This is a genomic window from Streptomyces sp. NBC_01314, assembly GCF_041435215.1.
In the GTDB taxonomy this organism is placed as follows: Bacteria; Actinomycetota; Actinomycetes; order Streptomycetales; family Streptomycetaceae; genus Streptomyces.
In genome coordinates, this window is record NZ_CP108394.1 from 8,027,185 (window position 1) to 8,043,997 (window position 16,813).

Sequence of the window (16,813 nt, forward strand, 5' to 3'; positions counted from 1 at the left end):
GTGCGACCGCTGGTGCGGACGGTCGTACCGAGGTTTCTCAGCGCAAGCCACCCCCCACCCGTCACCCGCCTTCCCTCTTTCGCCTTCCGCCACGCATCGCACACAGGAGCCCCATGCCCATCGACGCAGCCAAGGCGCTCGCGGCCGAGCCCCGTTCCGCCGAGATCGCGTGGAGTCGTAAGGACGTCCTGCTCTACCACCTCGGTATCGGCGCCGGCATCCCCGCGACCGACCCCGACGAACTGCGCTACACGCTGGAGTCCCGGCTGCACGTCCTGCCGAGCTTCGCGACCGTCGCGGGCGCGGGATCACCGGATGTGATCGGCGGCCTGAACGCACCTGGCGTCGACGTCGACCTCGCCAAGGTCCTGCACGGCGGTCAGCGCGTCGAGCTCCACCGGCCGATCCCGGTCGAGGGGCGGGCGACCGCGACCTCGCGGGTGGCGGCCGTGTACGACAAGGGCAAGGCGGCCGTCCTGGTCATGCGGACCGAAGTCACCGACGCCGAGGGCCCGTTGTGGGCGAACGAGGCGCAGATCTTCGTACGGGGAGAGGGCGGCTGGGGCGGTGAGCGCGGGCCGTCCGCCCGGCAGGAACCGCCGACGACCGCGCCCGACAAGGAGGTCGAGCGGGCCGTCCGCGAGGACCAGGCGCTGCTCTACCGCCTCTCCGGTGACTGGAACCCGTTGCACGCCGACCCGGAGTTCGCCGGACGGGCCGGGTTCGACCGTCCGATCCTGCACGGGCTGTGCACCTACGGGATGACGCTGAAGGCCGTGGTGGACACGGTGCTCGGCGGGGACGTCGGCCGTGTCCGCTCGTACGGGACGCGCTTCGCGGGCGTCGTCTTCCCCGGCGAGACCCTCCGCATCCGGATGTGGCGGCCGGACGACCGGTCGGTGCGGGTGGCGGTCACCGCCGTCGAGCGGGACGACGCGCCGGTACTGGCGGACACCCTCGTCGAGCACGAATGAGCGGACGTACGGACCGTCGGACGAACCGCCACACGGGCCACCGCACGAGCCGCCGAGCGAACCACCGCACGAGCCACCGAACGCGCCGACGTACAAGTCACCGAACGAGCCGACGAAAGAGCAGCTCAGCACAACCGTAGGTCAGGTACTCCTGAGGGGAGCCGCACCATGCGCGCAGCCGTACTGCACGAGATCGGCCAGGACAAGCTCGACGTGCTCGACGACGTCGAGGCGGTGGGCTTCGGGCCGGGACGGGTGAGGATCCGGGTGCGGGCCACGGGGCTGTGCCACTCGGACCTGTCCGCGATGGCCGGGGTGCTGCCGCAGCCCGGACCGTTCGTACCGGGGCACGAGGGGGCCGGCGAGATAGTCGAGGTCGGGGAAGGCGTGAGCCACGTGAAGCCCGGTGACCGGGTCGTCGTGTGCTGGCTCCCGGCCTGCGGCATCTGTCCCGCCTGCAAGCGCGGTCAGACGCAGCTCTGCCTCGCCGGATTCCTCAACGCCGGTACGCCCAACTTCAGGCGTCCCGCCGGGGACGTCTTCGGCTTCGCGGGCACCGGTACCTTCGCCGAGGAGGTCGTCGTCGACGCCGGCTGCGCCGTGCCGATACCGGACGACGTGCCCTTCGACATCGCCGCCCTCATCGGCTGCGGCGTCACCACCGGGCTCGGCGCGGCCCTCAACACCGCCGATGTGGAGGCCGGTTCGTCGGTCGCGGTCATCGGCTGCGGAGGCGTCGGCATCTCGGCGATCCAGGGCGCCCGGCTCAAGGGCGCCGCCGAGATCGTCGCCGTCGACCCGGTGGCCTCGCGGCGCGAGGCGGCCCTCAAATTCGGTGCCACCAAGGCGATCCCGCCGGAGGAGCTGGCCGACGCCAAGCAGTCGGTCACGGCCGGCGAGGGCTTCGACTACGTCTTCGAGGTCGTCGGCCGCTCGACCACCGCCCGCACCGCGTACGAGGCCACCCGGCGCGGCGGCACGCTCGTCGTGGTCGGCGCGGGCGCGCTGGACGACTTCCTCCAGCTCAGCATGTTCGAGCTGTTCTTCGACGAGAAGCGGATCCTGCCCTCCATGTACGGGGGCGGAGACGTCCTGCGCTCCTACGAGCGGGCCATCGCCCTCTGGCGGGCCGGCCGTATCGACCTCGCGGGCCTGATCACCCACCGGGTGCCCCTCGCCGACATCAACGAGGCACTGGACCAGATGCGGACCGGGGTGGCGCTCCGGACCTGCATCGAGATCTGACCACCGCCCGGGGGCGAGAGGAGAGGGGTTCGGGAATGGCACTGCCGCTCGAAGGACTGTCCGCGATCGTCACCGGCGCGGGGCGCGGGCTCGGCCGGGCCGAGGCGTTGGAGCTGGCCCGGCTGGGCGCGGCCGTGGTGGTCAACGACTACGGCCGGCCGGGTCGGGACGGTTCCGGTGAGGTGTCCACCGGGCCCGCCGAGGAGGTCGCGGCGTCGATCCGAGCGGCGGGCGGCCACGCGGTGGCGCACATCGGTGATGTGTCCGACCACGAACAGGCCCGGGAACTGGTGACGTTGGCGGTCGACCGGTTCGGCAAGCTGGACATCCTCGTCAACAACGCGGGCATCCTGCGCGACCGCATGGTCTTCTCCATGTCCGAGGACGAGTGGGACTCGGTCGTGCGGGTGCACCTCAAGGGGCACTTCAACACGATCCGGTTCGCCTCCGCCCACTGGCGTGCGCGGGCGAAGTCGGGCGAGGGCGGGGGCCTGGTCTACGGGCGCGTCGTGAACACCTCCTCCGAGGCCTTCCTCGCCGGCTCCGCCGGGCAGCCCAACTACGCCGCCGCGAAGGGCGGAATCGTCGGACTGACCACCTCCACGGCGCTCGCGCTCGCCAAGTACGGCGTCACCGCGAACGTCATCTGCCCGCGCGCCCGCACCCGGATGACCGAGGACGTCTTCGCGGGCCTGCCGGGGGCGCCCGACGGCGACAGCGCCGGCCTCGACCCACTCGCCCCCGAGCATGTCGCCCCCCTCGTCGGCTACCTGGCCTCACCCGCCGCCGCACAGATCAACGGCCAGCTCTTCGTCGTCCACGGCGGCATGGTCGCGATCGTCGAACGGCCGCGTGTGCGGGCCAAGTTCGACACCAAGCAGGACGCGTTCACGTACGACGAACTGGACGGCCTGCTCACGCCGCACTACGTCGACCGGCCGGCGGGGGAGACGTTCGCGGCGGCGGAGGTGCTGGGGCTGCGGCATGGTCGGGGGGCAGCGGAGGTATAGGCGGGACCCGGACCCGCAAGGGGCGCGGGAACTGCGCGACCAGCCACGAACGAGCCGCGGACGCGTCTGTCACGTCAGGTGGATCGGCGAGTGCGGCTGGTGGTGGGCCGGTCGCGGTTCCCCGCGCCGCGCCCGCCCCCTTACGGGGCCGTATCCGGAACGGGACGGCCCCGCCCGTCGACGACGAGCGGGGCCGGATGCCGCGGTGGTCGGTTCTGGCGTCGAATTGACGTTTCTCCAGAGGTGACCGGAGGCGACCGGAGGGGACTCTGTCGCCGTTCAGGCGGACGTCGTCGACTCCGTGTGTTCGGCGGGCTTGCGGTGGCGCCCGCGAGGGTTCGTCTTCTCGGCTTCTTGGGCCGAGATCTGGCCCCGGTGTTTGCCGTGGCCGTCCGCCTCGTGTGGGTTGACCGTGGGCGGATGGACTGTGTGCACGTCGCTCATTGGAAGTGTTCCCCGTCGAATGATCTTCTTTCCGGCGGATGATTTTAACGGGGCACCCCGTGCGCCTCGAAGGCGCCCGAGGGCGTGTCGCCCGCGCCGCGCCCACTTCGCCCGCAGCCCGCACATCACGTTCACCCGACGGTCACCTCCTCGGGCACTCGCCCCTCCAGCGGAGCCTGCTGCAAGGGCACGGGCCGAGCGACAACAGGCGCGGACGGCTCCGCACCGGTCGCCCCCGCGCCGGATCCCGGTCCGGTAAATCCCGGTCCGGACGGCTCCGCACCCGACGCCGCACCCTCCCGGTGTGCCTCCTGCGACTCGTGGGCCCCCTGTGCCTCCTGTGCTTCCTGCGACTCCTCTGGCTCCTCCGGTTCCCAGGTCACCTCCACCCGAGCCACTCCGCACCGCACCGCCCCCGCCGTGTACGGCAGTTGCAGCACCCCCTCCCGGCTCCACAGCCCGGCCCCCGCCAACCAGCCCTCAGGAGCGGGCAGATGGGAGATCCGTCGTGCCGCCGGGCGCCAGACGCCGACCCAGCTGCCCCTGGGGCCGTCCAGACGCAGCGCGACCGCGCAGCTCTCGGGGGTCAGGATCTGGCCCGGCTGGATGGCGAACGGGGTGATGCGGTGGCCGTCGGGAACCCGCAGACACTCCGGGAAACGGACCGGGAGCGTACTGCCCAACACGCCCCAGCCGAGCCGGTCGTGACCGGGGGAGGGCGCGTCCGAACGGATCAGGAGCAGCCCGCTGTCGGGGTCGGCGAGCAGTACCCGGTCGTTGCTGCCGTCCGCGATCTGCAGCAGCGGTGAGATCGCGCCGCCCTGCTCCAGATCGACCACCACCGACTTCGTCCGGCCGCCCCATTCCTGGTCCAGAGCGAGCAGCCGGCCCGTCCCGTCCAGCCAGATCCCGCCCGAACACCGCCCCGGCACCTGCGCCAGCAACTCCGGCCCGAACGCCCCGCCCGCCACCAGCCACACCGTCGTGGCGCTCCGGCCCAGGGCGAGGGCGTACGCCCGCTCCCCGCACGGCGCGGGCGGCAGCAGCCGCAACTCGGCCGCCGGATCGGCGCATTCCACGGCGCCGAGCGGGAGTTCGCCGGTGCCGGGACCGGTCGGGTAGAGGAGCGAGAACAGGTGCCGGTCGGCGGCCAGCCGGTGGATGAGGACCCGGCCGTCGGTCAGGGGGAGCACTTCCGTGCCGGGCTCCTCCGGCTGGTGGCCGGGCAGGGGTACGGCGTACGGCTCGGGGCCGTCCAGGGTCCAGCGCTCGGGGAACCAGGACTCGCCGTCGAGCGCGAGGCGCGCCGCGTACGTCCCGTCGGCGGTGATCACACACCCGGGCGACGGGGGCTCCTCGCTCCCGCCTTCGCCGCCGCCCTTGGTGTCGTTCCCGCCGCTTTCCGCGCCGGGTCTCTTCGCTTCGTTCTCCCGTCCCGTCTCGTTCCCGTGGCCCGTCGCGGGTGAGGGTGGTGGTGTACAGGCCGTCATCGTTCGATCACCTCCGGCGACGAAGCTAGTTTTCGTCCACACAGACGTGGGACAACCCGCACCCCCTTCACACATAAGGGTGCATGTCCCTCGATTCGTCTGAGGGAACGGCGATGGATGTGCTGGCCAGAGGGCGGATGGTCAAGTGACCCGCGGCCGGTCTGGGACGGGAGCAGTGCAGGTAGCCTTTGCTGCGTGCCCCGTCTGTCTGAAGTCATCGCCGCGCTCGACGCCCTCTGGCCGCCCGAGAGGGCCGAGGGGTGGGACGCGGTCGGCACGGTCTGCGGCGATCCGGACCAGGAGGTCACGCGGGTCCTGTTCGCCGTCGACCCGGTGCGGGAGATCGTCGAGGAAGCGGTGAAGCTGGGCGCCGACCTGCTGGTCACCCACCACCCGCTCTATCTGCGCGGTACGACGACGGTGGCGGCCTCCACCTTCAAGGGCCGCGTCGTGCACACCCTCATCAAGAACGACATCGCCCTGCACGTCGCCCACACCAACGCCGACACCGCCGACCCCGGGGTCAGCGACGCCCTCGCCGGCGCGCTGGACCTCAGGGTCGTACGCCCCCTCGTACCGGACCCCGCCGACCCCACCGGGCGGCGCGGTCTCGGCCGGGTCTGCGAGCTGGACCACCCGCTGACCGTTCGGGAGCTGGCCGCGCGGGCCGCCGAACGACTGCCCGCCACCGCGCAGGGCATTCGGATCGCCGGAGACCCCGAGGCGCTCGTCCGCACGGTCGCCGTCAGCGGCGGCTCCGGCGACAGCCTCTTCGACGACGTGCGCGCGGCCGGTGTCGACGCCTTCCTCACCGCGGACCTGCGCCACCACCCGGCCGCGGAGTTCATGGCGGCTGTCGCCCGCGCAACGGAAGGCACCCACGCGGGCACCCACACACCTCTCGCGTTGCTCGACGCGGCACACTGGGCCACCGAATGGCCCTGGTGCGAGCTGGCCGCCGCCCAGCTCGACGAGATCTCCGACCGGGAGGGATGGGACCTGCGCGTCCACGTCTCCAAGACGGTCACCGACCCCTGGACCGCCCACGCGGCGTCCTCCCACCCGTCGCCCGCCACCGCCCTTCCAACGAGCGCTTCGCGCACCCCTTCTTCTTCTGACCCACTGGGAGCCCCCAACTGAACGCCGCGCCCGCCGACCAGATCCGCCTCCTCGACGTCCAGGGTTTGGACGTACGCCTGCAGCAGCTCGCGCACAGGCGGAGGTCGCTGCCCGAGCACGCCGAGATCGAGTCGCTGACGAAGGACCACATCCAGCTGCGCGACCTGCTCGTGGCCGCGCAGACCGAGGAGAGCGACACCGCCCGCGAGCAGACCAAGGCCGAGCAGGACGTGGACCAGGTGCGCCAGCGCGCCGTCCGCGACCAGCAGCGCCTGGACTCGGGTGCCGTCTCCTCCCCGAAGGACCTGGAGAACCTCCAGCGCGAGATCGTCTCCCTCGCCAAGCGGCAGGGCGACCTGGAGGACATCGTCCTGGAGGTCATGGAGCGCCGGGAGTCCACGCAGGAGCGGGTCGCCGAGCTGACCGAGCGGGTCGGCGCCGTCCAGGGGAAGGTCGACGACGCGACCGCGCGCCGGGACGCCGCCTTCGAGGAGATCGACGGTGAGGTGGCGAAGGTGACGAAGGAGCGCGAGGTCATCTCGGCCGCGGTCCCCGCGGACCTCCTCAAGCTCTACGACAAACTGCGCGACCAGCAGGGTGGCGTCGGCGCGGCCAGGCTGTACCAGCGCACCTGCCAGGGCTGCCGCCAGGAGCTGTCGATCACCGACTTCAACGAGATCCGCAAGGCCCCCGCCGACACGGTCGCCCGCTGCGAGAACTGCGGTCGCATCCTGGTCCGCACGTCCGAGTCGGGCCTCTAGCGGCAGCGGCAGGCAGGTAGCAGCAGGCAGGTAGCAGTCAGTAGCAGGTGTCGGTAGCAGTCAGTAGCGGTTGCGGTAGCAGTCGGTAGCGGGCAGTAGGCGCGGCAAGGGGAGTAAGGGGCTTCTGGCGTGCGGGAGTTCATCGTCGAGGCCGACGGCGGTTCCCGGGGCAACCCGGGGCCCGCGGGCTACGGTTCCGTCGTCCTCGACGCGGTGACGGGCGAGACGCTGGTGGAGGCCGCCGAGTACATCGGGGTCGCCACGAACAACGTCGCCGAGTATCGCGGGCTCATCGCGGGTCTGAAGGCGGCGTACGAGCTGGACCCGGAGGCCTCCGTCCGGGTCCGCATGGACTCCAAGCTCGTCGTCGAGCAGCTGTCGGGCCGCTGGAAGATCAAACACCCCGGCATGAAGCCGCTGGCCGCCGAGGCCGCGCGCGTCTTCCCGCCCGGTCGCGTGACGTACGAGTGGATGCCACGAGACCAGAACAAGCACGCCGACCGCCTCGCCAACGAGGCGATGGACGCGGGGAAGCGGGGCGAGCAGTGGTCGCCGTCCGCCTCCACGGCGGACCTGGACACCCGTGCCACGCGGGCCGCCGCGGCTGCCGCGCCCGAACCGTCGGGCCCCCCGGGGGACGCGGCGGCGGGTGCGGCGAAGGCTCGTGCGGCGCTGGCGGGGGCGACGACTGCGGCAGGTACGAAGGAGGCCCGGGCGTCCACAACCGCCGCCGACCTGCGCGCCGCCAAGAACGTCGCCTCGGCCGCCCCCGATCTCGGTACGCCGGCCACCTTCGTGCTGCTGCGCCACGGCGAGACCGCCCTCACCCCCCAGAAGCGGTTCTCGGGGAGCGGGGGTTCGGACCCGTCTCTCTCCGACGTCGGCCGGTATCAGGCGGAGCGGGTCGCTGCAGCGCTGGTGGCCCGGGGGACGATCCAGGAGGTCGTGTCGTCGCCGTTGGCCCGTTGCCGGGAGACGGCGGGGATCGTCGCGGCCCGGCTCGGGCTCGGGGTGACGGTCGAGGACGGGCTGCGGGAGACGGACTTCGGCGCGTGGGAGGGGCTGAGCTTCGGCGAGGTGCGGGAGCGGTACCCGGACGACATGAACGCCTGGCTGGCCTCCCCGGACGCCGAACCCACCGGCGGCGGCGAGAGCTTCGAGGCCGTGGCCCACCGCGTCGCCGCCACCCGCGACGAACTGGTCGCGGCGCACCGGGGCCGTACCGTCCTGCTCGTCAGCCACGTCACGCCGATCAAGACCCTCGTACGCCTGGCCCTCGGCGCGCCCACGGAGTCCCTGTTCCGCATGGAACTCTCGGCGGCGTCACTGTCGGCCCTGGCCTATTACGCGGACGGCAACGCCACCCTCCGCCTCCTCAACGACACGTCACACCTGCGCTGAACGGCTGAACGGCTGAACGGCTGAACGGCTGAACGGTGGAGGGCGAAGGTCGCGAGCGCCGCTGGTGACGAAGTGGCCTGACGCCTCCGCGTACGGCAGCGGGCGGCCGCCCCGTGATCTCGCACCACGGGGTGGCCGCCTGCCGCCGTTGGTTCCCCGTTCCTGTGCTTGAGCGCTGCCGGCTCAGTGCTTGAGCGCCGCCGTCTCCCGGGCCAGCCCCTCGATCCGTCCCCAGTCCCGTGCGGCCACGGCATCGGCCGGCAGCATCCAAGTACCGCCCACGCAACCGACGTTGGGCAGGGCCAGATACTCCGGAGCGTTGGCCGCCCCGATCCCGCCGGTCGGGCAGAAGCGCGCCTGCGGCAGCGGCCCGGCGAGCGACTTCAGATACGCCGTACCGCCGGCCGCCTCCGCCGGGAAGAACTTCATCTCCCGCACCCCCCGCTCCAACAGCGTCACGACCTCCGACGCGGTCGACACCCCCGGCAGGAACGGCACCCCGGACGCCCGCATCGCGTCCAGCAGTACGTCCGTCCACCCCGGGCTGACCAGGAAGCGCCCGCCCGCCGCGACGGCCTCCGCCACCTGCGCCGGGGTGATGACCGTGCCCACCCCGACCGCCACCGCCGGAACCTCCGCCGCGATCGCCCGTACGGCGTCGAGCGCGCCCGGCGTCCGCAGGGTCACCTCGATCGCCGGCAGCCCGCCCGCGACCAGCGCCCGCGCGAGCGGTACCGCGTCGACCGGGTCGTCGACGACGACCACCGGCAGCACGGCCGCCAGACCGAGGACGGAGACGCGCGACGACGGGGGCGGCGATGAGGGCATGCCGTCATCCTGCCCGCGAGCCGCAGCATGCACAACGTACGTTGCGCATGCTGCAATGTGGGGGGGTGGGTGAAGGGGAGGTGGGGGACCCGGTGAGGTCGGCCCCGCCACCCGACCCTGGCCCGGCTCTGGCTCTGGCCCTGGCTTCACCCGTACCTGGCCCTGGCTCTGGCCCTAACCCCGCCCCCCTGGCCCTGGCTCTGGCCCTAACCCCGCCCCCCTGGCCATGGTTCTGGCCCCGGCTCCGGGCCGCGGGCTCCGGCCCCGCCCCCTGGCCCCGGCCCGAGCCTCGGGCTCCGGCCTTGGGCTACGACCTCGGCCTCGGGCTCCGGGCTCCGGCATCGTCCTCGTCCGCGGGCTCCGGCCTCTGGCTCCGACCCCGGCCCCGGGCTCCGACCCCGGGCCGCCGGCTCCGGCCTTGGGCCCCCGCCCTCAGTGGACCTCGTTCACCAGCACATCCAGCGTCCATGCCTTCCCGGCCCTCGCCGGAGGCTCCACCTCCACCACGTACCCGAGGTCCCGCAGCGCCTCCACCAGCTCCGCCGGGCCCTTGGGCGCGATCCCGGCCGACAGCAGACTTCGTACGATGCGGCCCTTGGTCGCCTTGTTGAAGTGGCTGACGACCTTGCGGGTGGGTGCGTGCAGTACCCGTACGGTCGCGGTCCGCCCGGCCACCTCGCCCTTCGGCTTCCACGCGGCCGCGTACGCCGAGGACCGCAGGTCGAGGACGAGTCCGTCGCCGGCGGCCTCCGGGAGCGCCGACGCCATCGGCGTACGCCAGTGCGTGCCGAGCGCGCCGACGCCGGGCAGCTTGACGCCCATCGAGCAACGGTAGGAGGGGATACGGTCCGTCACCCGGACCGCGCCCCACAGCCCGGAGAAGACCAGCAGCGAACGCGCCGCCCGCTGCTTGGCTGCGGTCTCCAGGGTGGCCAGGTCGAGGGAGTCGTACAACACCCCCGTGTAGACCTGCCCGGCCGGCCGCGTACCCGCCGTCAGCAGCTCCGCGTTCTTGGCGACCTCCCCGCGCAGCCCCTCACTCAGCCCGAGCACCTCACGCGCCTTGTCCTCGTCCCCGGCACACAACTCCACCAGCTCACCGATCACCGCCTCCCGCGCCCCGGTGAGCGCGGGCAGCGACAGCCCCTCCAGCTTCAACGGAGCGCCACTCGCGGAGGGGGCCTTGCCTTCGGAGGGGGGCAGCAGGACGAGCACGGGCACTACTCCATGTTCTCGGGGGGTTTCGGGGCTCCGCAGAAGCGTACGACGTGGGGAGACGGGCGCCTGCCAGGGCCGGGCGGCGCGGAGGGGCGGGCTTTCGCCGGGCGCCCGTCGTGCAGGGGTGCACGGGTGTACCCCTGCACGGTGCAGGGAAGCCGGGTGGGGGCGGGACCGCCGGGGTGCCGTCCCGCGCGTCCCGCCCTACGCTCGACCCATGCCCAGCCGCCATCTCCGCGTCAAGGGCGCCGCAGAGGCACCCCTGCGGGCGGCGCTGCGCGCGCTGCGCGGGGACCTCGGTGTCCCCGACGCCTTCCCCCTCCAGGTCCTCGTCGAGGCGGAGCACGCCGCGAAGTCACCGCGCCTCCCGTCGTACGACGCCACGGACATCCCCCTCTTCACCATCGACCCGCCCACCTCCACCGACCTCGACCAGGCGATGCACCTGTCACGACGGCCGGGCACGGGCGCCGGCGGCTACCGCGTCCGGTACGCCATCGCCGACGTCGCCGCCTTCGTCACACCAGGCGGCGCAGTCGACGTCGAGGCCCACCGCCGGGTGACGACCCTCTACTTCCCCGACGGCAAGGTCCCCCTCCACCCCGCCTGCCTCTCCGAGGGCGCCGCCAGCCTCCTCCCGGCCCACACCTGCCCGGCGGTCCTGTGGACGCTGGACCTCGACGCGGACGGCCGCACCGAGACCGTCGACGTCCGCCGCGCCCTCGTCCGCAGCCGCGCCAAGCTGGACTACGCCGGCGTACAGAAACAGATCGACGCGGGCACCGCCGAGGAACCTGTCGGCCTCCTGAAGGAGATCGGGCACCTGCGCGAGCGCCTGGAAGTCGCCCGCGGCGGCATCTCCCTCAACATCCCCGAGCAGGAGATCACGGAGGACGGTGCCCCGGGCGATGGCACCGAGAGCTACGAGTTGACCTACCGCGCCCCCCTCCCCGCCGACGGCTGGAACGCCCAGATCTCCCTCCTCACCGGCATGGCCGCGGCCGAACTGATGCTCGCCCACGGCACCGGCGTACTACGCACCCTCCCCGCCGCCCCGGACGGCGCGGTGGGCCGCCTTCGCCATACGGCCAAAGCCCTCCGCATCGACTGGCCGCACCACGTCTCGTACGCACAACTCGTCCGCTCCCTCGACCCGCGCGACCCCCGCCACGCCGCCTTCCTCCTGGAGTGCACGACCCTGCTCCGCGGCGCGCACTACACGCCCTTCCGCGACGGCCACCTCCCCGACATCACCACGCACTCCGCGGTCGCCGCCCCCTACGCCCACTGCACAGCCCCACTGCGCCGTCTCGTGGACCGCTACGCCTCGGAGATCTGCCTCGCGACGGCAGCCGACACCGTGACCCCCGACTGGGTCCTGGCGGCCTTCGACACCCTCCCGGACGAGATGACCGCCGGAACCCGGCTGGCCGGACGCGTGGAGCGCGAGTGCGTGGACATCATCGAGGCGGCGCTGCTCAGGGACCGGGTGGGGGAAGTCTTCGAGGGGTGTGTGGTGGACGTGGAGGAGGACCAACCCAGCGCTGGAACCGTGCAGTTGGAGTCCCCGGCGGTCATCGGCCGCGTGGTGGAGACCACCGGCGGCCGGCTGCCGCTGGGGGAGCGGCTGCGGGTACGGCTCACGCAGGCCGAACCGGGAGTGGCGAAGGTACGGTTCGTTCCGGCGTGACCTCCGCCATGAACTCCCGCACGCACCCCACAAGTTGGTCGGACCGGTCGGCGTGGAAGCGCACCAGGCGCACTTCCCTGCGACGGCCGAAGAAGGTCAAGTACGCGACGGGTTGGGAGAGTTCGACAGTGATGGTGGTCTGTGACCCGACCTCCATGTCGAGTTCCCCGTCCCGCTTCTCATGCGTCGTACGCAACTCACGTCGCACCGACGCCACGACGGTGAGCGGCACACACAGATCCACGGTGGCGAAGCGGCGCAGCCGCAGCGTCGTGCCGGTGAGGACGTGGGGGCGCGTCACGGAGGCCGCGTGGAGCCCGACGACGATGAGGAGCGTGTAGAGGTCGAGGACGAGGAAGACCTGGTGAACGAGTGGAAAGCCGTGCAGCAGGACGGCCATGGTCACGGTCTCGACGACACACACGAAGCCGAACCCGAACATCATGGCCCCCTGCCCGCGCGCGTACCCGAACGCCCGCCCGCCGCTCCCGACCCCATGCGGCCGCCGCGCCACCCAGCGCAACAGACCGGCCAGTAGCAGGAGTTCATGACGCACCAGGGAGTGGGCGATCCTGTAGGTACTCCCCATCATCCCCATCATCCTCATGGGCGGTCCTCCATCAGTATCCGGAGCGTGCGGCGGATGGCCTCCGCCTGGGCCGGGGCGAAGTCGGCGTAGAAGGCGCGCAGGAAGCTGCCGGTGCTGGTGCCGTTGCCGCCATTGCCGCTGCTGCTGCCACCGCTGTCGAGGTCGGTGCCGATGTCGGTGCCCGGTGGGACCATCTCCGGCGGGATGAGCTCGGCGAGCACGCGGGCCGCCTCCGTCACGCGGGGGTCGTCGGGTTCGGCGTCGGCGAGCGCGTCGAGCAGCGCGTACGCCTCGTGTGCCCGCTCGACCGCGCCGGGGGCCGCCATCATGCTCTCCAGCCCGGCCAGCATCTCCGCCCGCGCCTCGGGCGTCGCGGTCGTCTCCAGAAGCGCGAACACCTCCCGGTCCTTGACCGCCATCGGGGACTGCGGCACGGGCCCGAACCTCCCGAAGAGGGCGGCGAGTTCGGGCGACACGGGCCCCTCGGCCGGCAGCCGCCCGGCACGCGCGTCCTCCATCAGGACACGCAACCGCCCCCGCCGCTCCCGGATCTCCGTCTCCTGCCGAGCCAGATCCTCGTCCAACTCCCCAAGCACCTCGACGAGTTCACGCCCGGCATCGTCCACGAGCACGTCCCGCACCTCGGCGAGCCCGAGCCCCAACTCCGTCAGCCGCCGAATCCGCGCCAACACGACGGCGTGCCGCAACGTGTAGTCCCGATACCCGTTGGCCCGCCGCTCCGGCTCCGGCAACAGCCCGAGGTGGTGGTAATGCCGCACGGCCCGCGGGGTGACCCCGACAGCCGCGGCCAGTTCTCCGATCCGCATACGACCAGTAGAAACGTTGACGCTGCGGCAGGGTCAAGCGACGGGCCGGGGGACCGATGGTGACCGCGATCAGTCACCACGGTGATCAGTCACCACGGTGATCAGTCACCACGGTGATCAGGTGCCACGTTCGAGGGAACGGTCCCGATCTCATGGCCAGGAGATCAGCCGATGTCCCAGTCTGGCGAGCGACAGAGGACGGAGGGGTGTGACATGGCTGCCGTGGCCCGCAAGCCGCTCATGCAGGAGGAGGAAGTCCTGTTGGAGGGCTTCTTCGCCCTTGGCACCCCGGAGGGTCTCCGGGCAGAACTGATCGAGGGGGAGATCGTAGTGACAGCGCCGTCGGACGGGGACCACGAGGACTGCATCGGCCTGATCGTGAGCCAGGTGATGAAGCGGTCGCGGACCGAAATGCAGTTCTCCGGGAACAAGGGCTGCGGCTGGGGAAGGGGGACGGATGCCCGAACGACTACGTGATCCCGGACGGCACCTTCGCTGCCCAGGCACTGCGGCTCTACCGGGGCGCGGACCCCTGGATGCCTTGCCAAGGCGTGTCCATGGTTCTGGAAGTGACCTCCACCAGGCCCGAGCTCGACCGCGAGGTCAAGCGCCGCTGCTACGCCCGCGCCGGGACCCCGTTGTATCTGCTCGTCGACCGCGACGCCTCCGCGGTGACACTCCTCAGCGATCCACGTCAGGGCGATTACCGTGAGCGCCACACCGTCCCCTTCGGCAAGCCGATCGCCCTCCCCGAGCCCTTCGCCTTCGACCTGGACACGGCGGACTTTCTCTGAGTACCGGGGGGCGTACGGCGGCGGTATGAAAGCCGGACACCCAGGTGTTGCACCCTTACAGCCTTGGAAAGGGGTGCGCCAGGTGGGCGGCGGCGGACATGAACAGACCCGGTGGACCAGGGCCACCCTCGGCCGCCCCGACCGCCCCCTCGACCTCCTGACCGCCCGCTTCGACCGCCACCGCTACGCCCCGCACACGCACGAGGAATTCAGCGTGGGCATCTGCGTGCTCGGCGCCTCGTGCATCGACTACCGGGGCGGCGCCCTCAGGGTGGCGGAGGGCGCGATAGTCGTCCTGGCCCCCGGCGAGGTCCACACCGGCGAGTCGGCCTACGGCACCTACGCCTACCGCGCCCTCTACCCGGCCCCCGCCCTCCTCACCGACGGCATCCTCGGCGGCACCCCGCACTTCCGGGACCCCCTCGTCCACGACCCCGAACTCGCCGCCGCCCTGCGCATCGCCCACACCGAGGTGAGCACCTGCCCCGACCCCCTGGAGGCAGAGTCCCGCCTCCCCTGGCTGCTCACGGCCCTGGCCCGCCGTCACTCGACGTCCCGCGCAGCCTCCGACACCGTCCCCGGCGCCGACACGATCGCCCTCGCCGTACGCGACCGCCTGGCCGACGAACTCCTCGCCCCACCCTCCCTCGCCGACCTGGCCACCGACCTGGGCCTCTCCCGCTACCAACTCCTGCGAGCCTTCCGCACGACGATGGGCATGCCCCCGTACGCCTGGCTGGCCCAGCACCGGGTGAGCCGGGCCCGGGGCCTGCTGGAGGCCGGCGGGCGCCCGGTGGACGTCGCCGGACAGGTGGGCTTCGCCGACCAGGCGCACATGACACGGTGGTTCCGGCGGGTGCTGGGAGTGACCCCGGCGGCGTACCGCAACAGCGTTCAAGACGTACGTCACTGACCCGGCCGAGACTCACCCCATGACTGCACGTGGCTGGTTCCTCTTCTCCCTGCTGGGAGTCCTCTGGGGCATCCCCTATCTGATGATCAAAGTGGCCGTGGACGAGGTCTCCCCGTCCATGGTCGTCTTCGTCCGCTGTGCCCTGGGCGCGGCGCTCCTGCTCCCCTTCGCGATCCGCCAAGGGGGACTGACCCGTGTGGTGAAAGATCACTGGCGTCCCATGCTCGCCTTCGCCGTGATCGAGGTCCTCGGCCCCTGGTGGACCCTGACCGACGCCGAACGCCACCTCTCCAGCTCCACGGCCGGCCTGCTCATCGCGGGCGTCCCGATCGTGAGCGTGCTCCTGACCCGCTTCTTCGGAGACACGGAACGGCTGGGCGCCCGCCGTATGACCGGCCTGGCCCTGGGCCTCGGAGGCGTGGCGGTCCTGACCGTCCCGCACCTCACCGGCGGCAACGTCCTCTCCCTCACCGAGGTCCTCATCACGGTGATCGGCTACGCCATAGCCCCCCTGATCATGGCCCGCCACCTCAAGCAGGTCCCCACGCTCCAGCTGATAGCCCCGGTCCTGCTCCTCGCAGCCCTGGTCTACGCCCCCGCGGCAGCCCTCACCCGCCCGCCCACCCTCCCCTCGACCCCCGCCCTGATATCCCTCGCGGCCCTCGGAGTGATCTGCACGGCTCTGGCCTTCGTGGCGTTCCTGGAACTGATCCGCGAGGTAGGCCCGACACGGGCGACGGTCTTCACGTACGTCAACCCGGCGGTGGCGGTGGCGGCGGGCGCGCTCTTCCTGGACGAACGCCTCACCCCCGGAATCCTGGCGTCCTTCGCCCTGATCCTGGCGGGCTCGTTCCTGGCGACGGCCTCGGCGGCACCGACCCCTCCCTCTCGCCCGGTAACATGGTCGCCACGGCAGACGAGCCGGGCGGACGGCCGCGTGAAGGTCCTCACGGACCTTCCCGAGGAACGTCCGGGCTCCACAGGGCAGGGTGGTGGCTAACGGCCACCCGGGGTGACCCGCGGGACAGTGCCACAGAAAACAGACCGCCGGGGACCTCGGTCCTCGGTAAGGGTGAAACGGTGGTGTAAGAGACCACCAGTGCCCAGGGTGACCTGGGCAGCTAGGTAAACCCCACCCGGAGCAAGGTCAAAAGGGGCCGCCTCTTCGCAAGAAGGGCGACCCTGCGCGGACGTTCGAGGGCTGCCCGCCCAAGTCCGCGGGTAGACCGCACGAGGCCGGCGGCAACGCCGGCCCTAGATGGATGGCCGTCTCCCCGGCCGCCGCGAGGCGACCGGGCGACAGAACCCGGCGTACAGCCCGACTCGTCTGCCGCCAGGGGCCCTATGGCCAGGGAAATTGCTGGTCAGGGGCCCTTTTTTCGTTAGCCGAAGGGCTTTACCAGACCCTGGTCCGTACCGGTTCAAACCGGTACACGCGGCTGTGAACGTAGCCACGAAGGTAGCCACCCATGCGGCCACTGCGGGCACTTGTCCTGATCAATGGGCTTGT

14 protein-coding genes, 1 other RNA gene and 2 pseudogenes are annotated in these 16,813 nt (G+C 71.9%); 11 read left to right on the plus strand and 6 right to left on the minus strand.

Annotation, left to right across the window (positions count from 1 at the left end):
• Window positions 1–113 precede the first annotated feature (113 nt).
• From OG622_RS35350 to OG622_RS35360, 3 genes are all read left to right on the plus strand, one after another.
• Window positions 114–974, plus strand: coding sequence for a MaoC/PaaZ C-terminal domain-containing protein (locus OG622_RS35350; protein WP_371580692.1), 861 nt, complete (start codon window positions 114–116; stop codon window positions 972–974).
• Between the two features lie 168 nt (window positions 975–1,142).
• Complete coding sequence (locus OG622_RS35355; RefSeq protein ID WP_371580693.1) at window positions 1,143–2,219, plus strand: Zn-dependent alcohol dehydrogenase; 1,077 nt, start codon at window positions 1,143–1,145, stop codon at window positions 2,217–2,219.
• 35 nt (window positions 2,220–2,254) lie between these two features.
• Window positions 2,255–3,229, plus strand: a complete 975-nt coding sequence (locus OG622_RS35360; protein ID WP_371580694.1) for a 3-oxoacyl-ACP reductase — start codon at window positions 2,255–2,257, stop codon at window positions 3,227–3,229.
• A gap of 279 nt (window positions 3,230–3,508) precedes the next feature.
• Here OG622_RS35360 and OG622_RS35365 read toward each other — a convergent pair whose 3' ends face one another.
• Both OG622_RS35365 and OG622_RS35370 read right to left on the minus strand, forming a co-directional pair.
• A complete protein-coding gene (locus tag OG622_RS35365; RefSeq protein WP_371580695.1) occupies window positions 3,509–3,673 on the minus strand; it encodes a hypothetical protein in 165 nt (54 codons plus the stop codon).
• Between the two features lie 131 nt (window positions 3,674–3,804).
• Window positions 3,805–5,163 carry a hypothetical protein gene (locus OG622_RS35370; RefSeq protein ID WP_371580696.1) on the minus strand — a complete coding sequence of 453 codons (1,359 nt, stop codon included), beginning with the start codon at window positions 5,161–5,163 and terminating at the stop codon, window positions 3,805–3,807.
• A 195-nt stretch (window positions 5,164–5,358) separates the two neighbouring features.
• Here OG622_RS35370 and OG622_RS35375 point away from each other — a divergent pair, with 195 nt between their 5' ends.
• From OG622_RS35375 to OG622_RS35385, 3 genes are all read left to right on the plus strand, one after another.
• Window positions 5,359–6,303, plus strand: a complete 945-nt coding sequence (locus OG622_RS35375) for a Nif3-like dinuclear metal center hexameric protein (protein ID WP_371580697.1) — start codon at window positions 5,359–5,361, stop codon at window positions 6,301–6,303.
• The gene (locus OG622_RS35380; RefSeq protein ID WP_371584321.1) at window positions 6,300–7,043 is read left to right on the plus strand and encodes a zinc ribbon domain-containing protein; all 744 of its coding nucleotides are present in this window, start codon (window positions 6,300–6,302) and stop codon (window positions 7,041–7,043) included. The genes OG622_RS35375 and OG622_RS35380 overlap by 4 nt, the downstream gene beginning before the upstream one ends.
• 129 nt (window positions 7,044–7,172) lie before the next feature.
• On the plus strand, window positions 7,173–8,444 hold the full coding sequence (locus OG622_RS35385; protein WP_371580698.1) for a bifunctional RNase H/acid phosphatase: 1,272 nt from the start codon (window positions 7,173–7,175) through the stop codon (window positions 8,442–8,444).
• 183 nt (window positions 8,445–8,627) lie between these two features.
• Here the strand turns inward: OG622_RS35385 and eda are convergent, their stop codons facing one another.
• Both eda and yaaA read right to left on the minus strand, forming a co-directional pair.
• Window positions 8,628–9,272: a bifunctional 4-hydroxy-2-oxoglutarate aldolase/2-dehydro-3-deoxy-phosphogluconate aldolase gene (gene eda, locus OG622_RS35390; RefSeq protein WP_371580699.1), complete on the minus strand. Its 645-nt coding sequence runs from the start codon at window positions 9,270–9,272 to the stop codon at window positions 8,628–8,630.
• 432 nt (window positions 9,273–9,704) lie between these two features.
• Window positions 9,705–10,487: a peroxide stress protein YaaA gene (gene yaaA / locus OG622_RS35395; protein ID WP_371584322.1), complete on the minus strand. Its 783-nt coding sequence runs from the start codon at window positions 10,485–10,487 to the stop codon at window positions 9,705–9,707.
• 220 nt (window positions 10,488–10,707) lie between these two features.
• Between yaaA and OG622_RS35400 the strand changes: the two genes are divergently transcribed.
• Complete coding sequence (locus tag OG622_RS35400) at window positions 10,708–12,180, plus strand: RNB domain-containing ribonuclease (RefSeq protein ID WP_371580700.1); 1,473 nt, start codon at window positions 10,708–10,710, stop codon at window positions 12,178–12,180.
• Here OG622_RS35400 and OG622_RS35405 read toward each other — a convergent pair.
• The gene (locus OG622_RS35405; RefSeq protein WP_371584323.1) at window positions 12,131–12,778 is read right to left on the minus strand and encodes a hypothetical protein; all 648 of its coding nucleotides are present in this window, start codon (window positions 12,776–12,778) and stop codon (window positions 12,131–12,133) included. The two genes, OG622_RS35400 and OG622_RS35405, sit on opposite strands and share 50 nt — an antisense overlap.
• A 5-nt stretch (window positions 12,779–12,783) precedes the next feature.
• The gene (locus OG622_RS35410) at window positions 12,784–13,596 is read right to left on the minus strand and encodes a MerR family transcriptional regulator (RefSeq protein WP_371580701.1); all 813 of its coding nucleotides are present in this window, start codon (window positions 13,594–13,596) and stop codon (window positions 12,784–12,786) included.
• A 213-nt stretch (window positions 13,597–13,809) separates the two neighbouring features.
• Between OG622_RS35410 and OG622_RS35415 the strand changes: the two are divergent.
• The 4 genes and pseudogenes from OG622_RS35415 (at window position 13,810) to rnpB (ending at window position 16,633) form a co-directional block, all read left to right on the plus strand.
• Window positions 13,810–14,390, plus strand: a pseudogene (locus OG622_RS35415) (Uma2 family endonuclease).
• 73 nt (window positions 14,391–14,463) lie between these two features.
• On the plus strand, window positions 14,464–15,303 hold the full coding sequence (locus OG622_RS35420) for a helix-turn-helix domain-containing protein (protein WP_371580702.1): 840 nt from the start codon (window positions 14,464–14,466) through the stop codon (window positions 15,301–15,303).
• Window positions 15,304–15,322: 19 nt separating this feature from the next.
• A pseudogene (locus OG622_RS35425) lies at window positions 15,323–16,150 on the plus strand (DMT family transporter); the annotation flags it as partial.
• 70 nt (window positions 16,151–16,220) lie between these two features.
• An RNA gene (gene rnpB, locus OG622_RS35430) (RNase P RNA component class A) lies at window positions 16,221–16,633 on the plus strand.
• The last annotated feature ends 180 nt before the right edge of the window (window positions 16,634–16,813 follow it).